Source organism: Rhodovarius lipocyclicus (genome assembly GCF_009900765.1).
Taxonomy (GTDB): Bacteria; Pseudomonadota; Alphaproteobacteria; order Acetobacterales; family Acetobacteraceae; genus Rhodovarius; species Rhodovarius lipocyclicus.
Genome location: NZ_JAAABL010000075.1, coordinates 1 through 10,140 on the forward strand (window position 1 = coordinate 1; position 10,140 = coordinate 10,140).

The window sequence follows — 10,140 nt, forward strand, 5'->3', positions numbered from 1 at the left end:
GATGCCGAAAGCGGAACCTTGCGCCGTTCCGGGCTGGCTCGATCGAGCCAGCCCGGAACGTCGTAGCAACACTGTTACCTAGGCTGCCGGTCTAAACTGTTACCAAGGTTCACGGTTGTAGAGGGCAAAGCCCCTGAGCACCTCACAGCATCGCCAACGGCCGTTTCCGCCGGGGCGGCGGGAAGGCCGCGTCGATCTCCGCCAGGTCCTGCGCCGTCAGTTCCAGTTCCAGAGCCTTGGCGTTTTCCGCCGCCCGTGCCGCGCGGCCGGATTTGGGGATGGCGATCACCCCCGGGTGGCTGATGGACCAGGCCAGCGCCACCTGCGCGGCCGTGGCGCCATGCCGGGCCGCGATCTTGCCCAGTGCCGGGTTGCGCAGCACCGGCCCCTGGCCCAGCGGCGAGTAGGCCATCAGCGGCATGCCGCGCGCCTGCATCCAGGGCAGCAGGTCGAATTCCACCCCGCGCTCGCCCGGGTGCAGCAGCACCTGGTTGGTGGCGCAGCGCGGGTCCGCCAGCTCCTCCATGTCCTCCACATCCAGGTTCGACACGCCCCAGCCGCGGATATGTCCGGCCGCGCGCATCCGTTCCATCGCCTCGGCCGTTTCCTCCAGGGGCACGGAGTCACGCCAATGCAGCAGGTAGCAGTCCAGCACGTCGGTCTTCAGGCGCTTCAGGCTGCGGGCCAGCGCCTGCGGCAGGCGCGTGGCGCCGGCATTGTGCGGATAGACCTTGGAGACGAGGAACACCTCCTCCCGCTTCCGGCCCGCCAGGGCTTCGGCGATCAGGCTCTCGGCGGCGCCCTCGCCGTACATCTCGGCGGTGTCGATCAGCGTCAGCCCGGCGTCGAGCCCGGCGCGCAGGGCGGCCAACTCCTCTTGCCGGCGGCGGGGGTCTTCCCCCATCTTCCAGGTCCCAAGACCCAGCGCCGGCAGAACCCGGCCATCCGCCCAAGTCACCGTTTTCGTCATCGGAAGCCCTCCATGCGCCGTAGTCTTTACCTGACCTTGTTTCTGGCATGGCCGGCGGCCGCGCAGAACCCGCCGCCGCAGGATGTGGGCGAATCCTTCGGCACCTGGCGCCTGGGCTGCATGACGGACCGCATGACCGACCGCACCGCCTGCATGCTGCGCCACCAGGATTGGGTGGAGCGCCCCGGCGGCGGCCCCGGCCTGGCGCTGGAGATCCAGGAGCGCGGCGGCCGGCTGGTGCCCGTGGTCACGGCGCGGGAGCTGGGGCTGGACGGTGCCTCCCGCGGGTTGATGGCGCTGGCGGGCAAGGTGCAGCTGCGCCTGGGCCGCAATGCGATGATCGAGATGTCCTGCGGGCTGGAGGGGCGGACCCTGTCCTGCTTCCCGCGCGCGGAGGAAGCCGAGCGCATGGAGAGCGAGCTGCGCGACGCGCCCTATGCGCTGGTGCGCCCCACCGGCCTCGGCGCCGGCGGCAGCAGCCCGGAGCCGGTGGAGCTGCCGCTCTCGGGCACCGCGCAGGCCATGGCGCGCTACCGGCAATTCGTGCCCCCCGGCCCCGTCCGCACGGAGGAAGGCACCGAGTTCCGCGATTTCATGGGCCGCATGCAGCGGCTGTTCCAGTGAGCGAATCCAGCCTGGCGGAACTGCTGGCCCAGGTCGCGGCCGGCCAGGGGGAGGCCCTGCGCCGGATCTATGAACGGCAGTCCGTGCGGCTGTTCGGCGTGGCGAACGCCATATTGCGCGACCGCGACCAGGCGGCGGACGCGCTGCACACCGCCTTCCTGTCCATCCAGCGCCGCGCCGGGCAGTACGACCCCGCGCGCGGCGCGGCGGAGGCCTGGCTCGGCACCGTGGTCCGCAACGCGGCGCTGGACATCATCCGCGCCCGCGGCCGCGAAACCCCCACCGACGACCCCACCCTGGGCGACACGGCGGTGGAGCCCGAGGCGCTCTCGGCGCTGGAAGCCATCGAGACCGGCGCCCGCCTGCGCCAATGCCTGGAGGGGCTGCCGGAGAAGAACCGGCGCGGCATCGTGCTGGCCTTCGTCCATGGCCTGTCCCACCCGCAGATCGCGGAGAGGCTGGAACTGCCACTGGGCACGGTGAAGACCTGGATCCGGCGCGGATTGCTCTCCCTGCGGGAGTGCCTGGCATGACGCCCGAGGAACGCGACCTGCTGGCGGGCGAATACGCGCTGGGCACCCTGACCGCCGCCGAGGCCCAGGCCGTCGAGGCCGCCATGGCCAACGACCCCGCCCTGGCGGCCCAGGTGCTGGACTGGCAGCGGCGCCTGGCGCCCCTGACCGTGCTGGCCGCGCCCGAGGCCCCGCCCCCCGGCCTGTGGGCCCGCATCGAGGCCAGCCTGAACCCCGCCCCGCCGCCCCGCGCCCGCGCGCCCTGGCTGACGCGCTTCTGGGCGCTGGGCGCCACGGCGGTGGCGGCCGGGCTGGCCGTGGTGGTGCTGACCCGCCAGCCCGCCCCGCCGCCCGGCCCGCTGATGACCGTGCTGCTGACCGACCGAGAGGCCCCGGCCTTCCTGGTCGAGGCCGACCGGCGCGACGGCGAGATCCGCCTGGCCGCGCTGAACAACCGCCCGGTGCCCGAAGGCCGGGTGCGGCAGCTGTGGGCCCTGCCGCAAGGCGCCACCGCGCCCACCAGCCTGGGTCTGGTGCCGGAGGATGGGCGGATCAGCGTGCGCCACGCGGATATCCGGCCGGAACCGGGGATGCTGATCGAGATCACGCTGGAACCGCCCGGGGGGTCGCCGATCGGGCGGCCGACCGGGCCGGTGCTGTTCATCGGGCGGTTGCTGCCGGCGCGGGGGACTTAGTTGGTGGGGGGCGCTGCCTTTGGCGGCGTGTTTCTTATTGAATTTTATCATGAAAAGGCGCCCCACCTGCCAAGCTAAAGCGCCAAACTGATGGGGTGCAGGGGCCTTTCGGCTCCTGCCGGGGGTCCAGGGGGCGGCGCCCCCTGGCCCTTCCCGCATCCGACCGGTGCCTTGCTTCCATCTTTCAAGGGCTTGTGGCCGCGCCTCATGCCGCCTAGGTGATCGGCTGACATTCGCGCCCCGTTCCGGGTGCCCGCGCGACCTTACGCGATGGAAGCCATGACCGACACGACGAACCAGACTCCCGAGGAAAACCCCACCTCCACCGAGCCGCAGGACACGCTGCCGGAGGAGCTGACGCCCGAGCAGCGCATCCAGCAGCTGACCGAGGAGGTGGCCGCCCTGCGCGAGAAGTGGCTACGCGCCGAGGCGGAGACGCAGAACATCCGCAGCCGCAGCGCGCGTGAGGTGCAGGACGCCCGCGCCTATGCTGTGCAGAAATTCGCCACCGATGTGGTGGAAGTGGCCGAGAACCTGCGCCGGGGCCTCGCGGCCCTGCCCGCGCCGGCCGAGGGCGAGCCCGAGCTGCTGGGCAAGCTGCGCGGCGGCTTCGAGGGGGTGGAGAAAAGCTTCTGGGCCACGCTGGAGCGCAACGGCGTGCAGCGCCACGACGCCACCGGCAAGCCCTTCGACCCTGAACTGCACCAGGCGATGGCCGAGCAGCCGGCGCCCGAGGGCGTGGCCCCCGGCACCGTGATCCAGGCATGGAGCGCGGCCTGGACCCTGAACGGGCGGCTGGTGCGCCCGGCGATGGTGGTGGTCGCGGCCAAGGAGCCGGGCGCGGCCTGAAACGGAAAGGGCCGGGGAAACCCCCGGCCCTGACGCTGTTTCAGTACTGGTCGTCCTCGTACCCGCCCGAGGCGTCGTCGTAGTTGTCGGCGGGCGTATCCTCATAACCGCCGGTGGCATCCTGGTTGCCGCCCTGGTCGTAGCTGGCCGGCTCATAGGCGCCGGCGGCGTCCTGCGTGCCGCCCGGGTTGGTCCAGGGGGAGGAGGTGGGCACCGCCTCCTGCCCGAAGGCGCCCGGGGTGGTGCCGCCGAAGGCAGCACTCTGCGCCGCGGCCGCAGCGCCGCCATGGCCGCTGAAGGCGTTCATCAGCATATTGCCCAGCACCATGCCGCCGGCGACGCCCGCCGCCGTGGTCAGCGCCGTGCCCAGGAAGCCAGGCCCCTGGCGCCCCTGCAGGGCGGAGGGGTTGTAGCCGGGCGGATACTGGGGCTGCGGCGGGGGCGGCATGGGGGCCGCGCGGCCGCCGCCGAAACCCAGGAAGCCGCGGTTGCGGCCGGCCTCGGCCTCACGCTTCGCGGATTCCACTTCCCATTCCAGCTGCTGGATGCGGTTGTTCGCCTCCACCAGCGCGTGCTCCTGCACGAAGGCGGTCTGGGTGATGCGGTAGCGTGCCTCGGGGTATTGCCGGAACAGCTGGTCGATCATCGCGTCCGCCTCCCGGTCCACCGGGGGCAGGGGGGGCTGCTGGGGCTGGGCGCCCACGCTCGGCATGCGCCCCCAGGGTGAGGCGGCGGCGGGCTGGCTCGCGCCAGCGATGCGCTGCACGAATTCCGAGATGATGCGGCGCTCTTCTTCGGTCATGGGACCCTCTGGGTTCCTTTGGACTGGTTGCGACGGCAATTATTACGCGCCGTTCAGGTAGAGCATGTGGCCCAACGGCGGGCCGGATTCAAGCAGGGTATCGTTTCGTCATATTCCTGCTCAGGTAACACCCAGCCGGGGCCATTCGATGGCGGGGCAGCGGTCCTGCACCACCTCCAGCCCGGCGGCGCGGGCGCGGGCGGCGGCGGCTTCGTCCACCACGCCCAATTGCAGCCAGACGGCGCGGGCGCCGAGCGCCACCGCCTCATCCATCACCGCCCCCGCTTCCTCGCTGCGGCGGAACACGTCCACCAGCTCCAGCGGGCCGGCCTCGGCTAGGCTGGCCACCACGGTCTGGCCATGGATCGCCTGGCCCGCCAGGCCGGGGTTCACCGGCACCACCTGGAAGCCATGCGCCAGCAGAAAGGCCATCACGCCGTAGCTCGCGCGTTCCGGCTTGTTGCTGGCGCCGACGAGCGCCACGCGCGGCCGGCGGGCCAGCAGGGCGGCAATGGCGGCATCGGGCGGGTTGGTGGCGGTCATGGCATGAAGCTCAGCATCAGGAAGCCCGCCAGGATCACCAGATGCACCGCCCCCTGCAACAGGGTGGTGCGCCCATGCGCCAGCGTCAGGATGCTGACCACGCAGGTCAGCGCCAGGATCACGGTGCCCGAGGGCTCCAGCCCCAGCACCAGCTGTTCCCCCTGCCACAGCGCCACCAGGGCCACCGCCGGGATGGTCAGCCCGATACAGGCCAGGGCCGAGCCCAGCACCAGGTTCAGGGACATCTGCAACTGGTTGCGGGCCGCGGCGCGGATGGCGGAAACGCCCTCCGGCATCAGCACCAGCAGGGCCACCACCACGCCCACCACGGTCTGCGGCGCGCCGATCGCCTCCACCCCGGCCTCCAGCGCCGGGGCCAGCTTCTTGGCCAGCAGCACCACCGTCAGCAGAGAGACGCACATCAGCCCGAAGGCGATGGCGGTGCGCCGGGCGGAAGGGGGCTCGCCGCTGGGGTCGATGCCGTGGCCGTGCAAGAAGTCGTTGCGGTGCCTGACGGTCATGACGAACAGGAACACCGCGTAGAGCGCCACCGCCAGGAAGGCCACGACCAGCAGCTGCCCCTGGCTGAACGCCGCACCCTCGGCAGAGCGCGTGTAGTTGGGCAGCACCAGCGTCATGGTCGCGATGGCGATGACGACGGACAGGAAGGCCGAGGCCCCGCGCGCGGCGAAGCCCTGTTCGAAATGCCGGGCCCCGCCCAGCATCAGCGCGATGCCCATCAGCCCGTTCAGGCAGATGATGACGGAGGCGAAGACCGAATCCCGCAGCAGGGTGGGCTGATCGCCGCCGGTCATCAGCGCCAGGATCAGCCCGGTCTCGATCACCGTGACCGCGATGGCCAGCACCAGCGTGCCATAGGGCTCACCCACGCGGGCCGCCACCACCTCCGCATGCAGGACGGAGGCGAAGACGCTGCCGAACAGCGCCACCACCATGCCGATCCCCGCCCAGGAGAGCCCGGACAGCCCCAGCCCCACCAGGACCAGCCCCGCCAGCGGGGCCGCCCAGGACCACCAGGGAAGATCCTCTCTCACCGCGCCTGCCATGCCTTCGTTCCTCCCTTGCCTGTCTGGCCGCGAATCGGGGGGCGGCCCGGACGAAACCAGAACGTGCTTGTGGCCCATCCACAGGGCCATCCACAAACTATGGTTGCGCCCGCTTCACGGCGCGGGCCGGTGATTCGTTCCCGCGACTCGGAGCATGATGTTGATTTTGGTCAATATCAAGGCGCGGAAGACCGGCCTTGTTCCAGGGATGTTCCAGCCTCAGGCCAGGGCCGCCCGTTTCGGCGCCCGCCCCACCCACACGCCCAGCGCGAGAAGGCACAGCCCGGAGGCCAGCAGCCAGGGCACATAGCCGATGAAGGAGGCACCGAGCCCGGTCAGCGCCGCCCCCAGGCTCTGCCCGGTGAAGAAGCCGAAGGCGTGCAGCGCGATGGCGGAACCGCGCGACTGCGGCGCCAGCTCCAGCACCCGCACCTGCAGGGTGTTGTGCATCAGGAAGAAGCCGAGCCCGAGCGCCAGGCCCGAGCCGATGAAGACCGCCGTGCTGGGCGCCAGCGCGAAGCCCGTCAGCGCCAGGAAGCCCATCACGCCCCCCAGCCGCACCATCCAGGACTGGCCCAGGTAGCGCAGCAGCAGCGTGACGATCAGCCCATACAGGAAGCCCCCCGCGCCGAAGCAGGCCAGGGCGTACCCTGCCTCCTGCGTGCCGCCCAGGCCACGGCCTTGCAGGATGGGCGCGAGGTGCGGGAAGGCGCCGAAGATCAGCGCGCCCTCCAGCGCCACGGCGGGGTACAGCACGCGCGCCTGCGGCAGGCGCAGGATGGTGGCGTAGCGGCGCATCGCCTCGGCGGGGCGGAAGGGATGGACGGGTTCGGGCGCCGCGCGGCGGCGGGCGGCGAACAGGATGACCACGGCCGTGGCCGTCAGCCCGGCGCACAGCATCAGCACGCCGCGCCAGCCCAGCAGCGGCTCCAGCACGCCCGCGGTGATGCCGCCGCCGATCTGGCCGCAGATGGTGAACATCAGCAGGCGGCTGATCGCCACCTGGCGCTTGGCGGCCGGCACCTCATCCCCGAACACCGCCAGCGTCAGCGGCATGGTGCCGCCGGCGGCCGCACCCGACAGCGCGCGCATCAGCAGCAGCGGCAGGAAGGCGGGGGAGATGGCGCAGCCCAGCACCATCAGCGCCACCAGGAACTGGCAGAGCAGGATGATGCGCTTCTTGCCCAGCGCGTCGCCCACCGGCCCCAGGAAGGGCTGCACCAGCGCATAGGGCAGGGCGAAGGCCGAACCCAGCAGCGCCACCGTTTGCTCCGGCATCGCGAATTCGCGCGCGATCGCCAGCACCAGCGGGTCCGTCGCGCGCGCGACCATGGATGCGGCGAAGGCCGAAATGGCGAACACGGCGATCAGCCGGCGGATACGGGCGTCTTCAGTCTCGGCCATGGCGCCAACATGGCGGAGCGGGCCGCCGGGGCAACCCGCCGCGCCGCATGGCAGGGGCCGCCCCGGCCCTGGCTTGCCTCAATCGAAGGCGATCTCGATCGGCTGCAAATCGCCGAAGCACACCAGCACCGCATCCCCCGCCCGGGCGGGCAGCATGCCGGTGGCGCTGCCGGTGCTGATGGTGTCCCCCGCATGCAGGCCGACATGGCCCGCGAGCCATTCCAGCGGGCGCAGCGGGTGGCCCATCACCTCGGCGCCGGTGCCCGTGCGGCGCTGCCGCCCGTTCACCAGCACGCGCACGGCCATGGCGGGCAGGTCGGTGCCGGGCGGGATATCGGGGCCGAACACATAGCGCCCGTTCGCGCAGCCATCCGCGATGACGGCGGCGGGGGCGGGCAGGGCGGCCATGGGGAAGCGGCATTCCGCCACCTCCACCCCCGCCTGGATGCGGGCGATGTGCGGGATGATGCCCGCCAGCGGCGTGCCGCGCGGAATATCCCGCGCCAGGGTGACGAAGAATTCGGCCTCCACCAGCGGGTCCAGCAGCTCGGCATGCGCGAGGCGGGTGGGGCTTGCGGTGGCGAAGCGGCGAAAGCTGCGGCCACGTATCGGCTCCCGCATCCGCAGCCGGGCCTGCATCTCCGCCGTGGTGGCCGCGATCTTCCAGCCCAGCGGCGCCCAGCCCAGGCGGCGGGTCACCTCATCCTGGATGGCGTAGGGGTCGGTGGGGGGCTCGACGGGGGTGGTGATCTGGCGGCCGGAGAGGCGGGCCGCCAGCAGGGTCTCGACCAGGCTCACGCGGCGGCGCGGGCCAGCACCGCATCCTCCAGCGCCGTGTCCGCGCCGGCCGCCAGCGGGTCCTGCGGCAGCAGGCGGTGGCGCAGCACCAGCTCCGCCAGGGCGGAGCGGGCGGGGCAGGACAGCCGCGCCCCCTCCCACCGCAGCATCGCCGCCGAGGTGATGTTGTACAGCGCCGTCGCCGCCGTGCGCGCCAGGGCCGGGTTGCCCAGCGCCTGGCCCATCAGCCCCTGCACCCGGGCCAGCACCGCCTGGTATTCCGGCGCGTCATTGCCCAGCAGCGTGCCGATATGGGCCAGCAGCGGGGCCAGCGCGTCCTCGCGCTCTGTCGCGCGCAGCACGTCCAGCGCCACGATGTTGCTCGTGCCTTCCCAGATGCTGCCCAGATGGCTGTCGCGCAGCAGCCGGGCATCGGGGAAGTCCTCGATATAGCCGCAGCCGCCGCGCACCTCCATCGCGTCGCCCGTCACGCGGCGGGCATCGCGGCAGGCGCGGAACTTGATCAGCGGCGTCAGGATGCGGAGCAGCTTGCGGGCGGTCTCGTCGCCGGCGTCGGCGCGGCGCATGGCCTCGGCGGTCTGGAACATCATGCTGCGGGCCTGCTCGGCCGGCATGATCAGCTTCACCAGCTGGCGGCGCATCAGCGGCATGTCGATCAGTCTTTTGCCGAAGGCAAGCCGTCGACTCGCGATGAACAGGGCCTCGGCGCAGGCGCGGCGCATCATGCCCGCCGCCCGCACGCCGTTGGACAGGCGCGAGGAATTCACCATGTCCGCCATCTGCTTGAAGCCGGCCTCGGGTTCGCCGATCAGCCAGGCGGTGGCCCCTTCCAGCTTCACCTCGCCGGAGGCCATGGAGCGCGTGCCCAGCTTGTCCTTCAGCCGCACGATCCGATAGGCGTTCTTCGTCCCGTCCGGCAGGAAGCGCGGCAGCAGGAACAGCGAGACCCCGCGCAGCCCCGGCGCATCGCCGCGCCGCGCCAGCACCAGTGCCACCCCGGCATCGGCGTTGGAGCAGAACCATTTGTCCCCGGTCAGCGTCCAGGTGCCGCCCTCCGCGGGTTCGGCCACCACGGCGGTGTTGGCGATGTCGCTGCCCGCCCCCTGCTCGGTCATGAACATGGCGCCCTGGCTCAGCGCATCCATGTCCGTGCTGGTCAGGGCGGGCAGGTAGCGGGCGACCAGATCCGGCGCGCCATACCGGCGCAGGGTGCGGGCCAGGCTGTCCGTCATGCTGACCGGGCACATCAGCCCGAATTCGGCATGGCAGAAGTAATAGGTCAGCGCGTATTTCGCGGCCGGCGGCAGCGGCGTGGGCCAGCCCAGCACGCCGCCCCGGTGGCTCATCGCCGCCAGGCCGTAATCGCCGAAGGCGCGCCGTTCCATGGAGCGGTAGGCGGGATGATAGACGATGCGCTCATCATCCTCGCCGCGCCGGTCGCGGTGCAGCAGCACGGGCTGGTGGTGGTCGGCGGTGTGGGCTTCCTCCTCCAGCGCGCCGCCGGCCAGGGCGCCGAGGGCCGTCAGATGCGGCTCCAGATGCGCGTAGAGGTCCGGGGGCAGATAGAGCCCCGCCATGGCCGCGCCCCAAGGGTCGGCATGGAAGAAGTTCAGGCCACGGGAGTCGGGGACGGCGGCGGCGCCCTGGGGTGCGATGTGCATGGGGGCAGAGAGCGCCCGGGCAGGGGGGGCGCGCAATCGAGATTATGGGCGGGGGTGATTGAGATTTTCTCAACGTGGCAGGGGCTCCGCCCTCTACAACCGTGAACCTTGGTAACAGTTTAGACCGGCAGCCTAGGTAACAGTGTTGCTACGACGTTCCGGGCTGGCTCGATCGAGCCAGCCCGGAACGGCGCAAGGTTCCGCTTTCGGCATCG

At 71.7% G+C, this 10,140-nt stretch carries 11 protein-coding genes; 4 read left to right on the plus strand and 7 right to left on the minus strand.

The genetic code is table 11. The features are described from left to right. Nucleotides 1–142: 142 nt before the first annotated feature. Nucleotides 143–970 (minus strand): aldo/keto reductase, encoded by an 828-nt coding sequence (locus GT007_RS21670; RefSeq protein WP_160123758.1) that lies wholly within the window; start codon nt 968–970, stop codon nt 143–145. Nucleotides 971–982: 12 nt separating this feature from the next. Between GT007_RS21670 and GT007_RS22665 the strand changes: the two genes are divergently transcribed. From GT007_RS22665 to GT007_RS21685, 4 genes are all read left to right on the plus strand, one after another. Next, nucleotides 983–1,594: a hypothetical protein gene (locus GT007_RS22665; protein WP_236571801.1), complete on the plus strand. Its 612-nt coding sequence runs from the start codon at nt 983–985 to the stop codon at nt 1,592–1,594. Then, entirely contained in the window at nt 1,591–2,127 is a 537-nt protein-coding gene (locus GT007_RS22670) for a sigma-70 family RNA polymerase sigma factor (protein WP_236571802.1), read from the plus strand. Before GT007_RS22665 ends, GT007_RS22670 begins: the two co-directional genes overlap by 4 nt. Further along, nucleotides 2,124–2,801, plus strand: coding sequence for an anti-sigma factor (locus tag GT007_RS21680; RefSeq protein ID WP_160123759.1), 678 nt, complete (start codon nt 2,124–2,126; stop codon nt 2,799–2,801). Before GT007_RS22670 ends, GT007_RS21680 begins: the two co-directional genes overlap by 4 nt. A 279-nt stretch (nt 2,802–3,080) precedes the next feature. Continuing rightward, nucleotides 3,081–3,650 carry a nucleotide exchange factor GrpE gene (locus GT007_RS21685; protein ID WP_201452011.1) on the plus strand — a complete coding sequence of 190 codons (570 nt, stop codon included), beginning with the start codon at nt 3,081–3,083 and terminating at the stop codon, nt 3,648–3,650. A 40-nt stretch (nt 3,651–3,690) separates the two neighbouring features. Here the strand turns inward: GT007_RS21685 and GT007_RS21690 are convergent, their stop codons facing one another. The 6 genes from GT007_RS21690 to GT007_RS21715 all read right to left on the minus strand — a co-directional run bounded on the left by GT007_RS21690 (nt 3,691) and on the right by GT007_RS21715 (nt 9,925). Further along, the gene (locus GT007_RS21690; RefSeq protein ID WP_160123760.1) at nt 3,691–4,452 is read right to left on the minus strand and encodes a DUF2076 domain-containing protein; all 762 of its coding nucleotides are present in this window, start codon (nt 4,450–4,452) and stop codon (nt 3,691–3,693) included. A 120-nt stretch (nt 4,453–4,572) separates the two neighbouring features. Next, a complete protein-coding gene (locus GT007_RS21695) occupies nt 4,573–4,995 on the minus strand; it encodes a CoA-binding protein (RefSeq protein WP_160123761.1) in 423 nt (140 codons plus the stop codon). Beyond that, a complete protein-coding gene (locus tag GT007_RS21700) occupies nt 4,992–6,062 on the minus strand; it encodes a calcium:cation antiporter (protein WP_160123762.1) in 1,071 nt (356 codons plus the stop codon). The genes GT007_RS21695 and GT007_RS21700 overlap by 4 nt, the downstream gene beginning before the upstream one ends. 219 nt (nt 6,063–6,281) lie before the next feature. After that, entirely contained in the window at nt 6,282–7,466 is a 1,185-nt protein-coding gene (locus tag GT007_RS21705) for an MFS transporter (RefSeq protein WP_160123763.1), read from the minus strand. A 78-nt stretch (nt 7,467–7,544) separates the two neighbouring features. Continuing rightward, nucleotides 7,545–8,264: a 2-keto-4-pentenoate hydratase gene (locus tag GT007_RS21710; protein ID WP_160123764.1), complete on the minus strand. Its 720-nt coding sequence runs from the start codon at nt 8,262–8,264 to the stop codon at nt 7,545–7,547. Next, entirely contained in the window at nt 8,261–9,925 is a 1,665-nt protein-coding gene (locus GT007_RS21715; RefSeq protein WP_160123765.1) for an acyl-CoA dehydrogenase family protein, read from the minus strand. Before GT007_RS21715 ends, GT007_RS21710 begins: the two co-directional genes overlap by 4 nt. Nucleotides 9,926–10,140 lie beyond the last annotated feature (215 nt).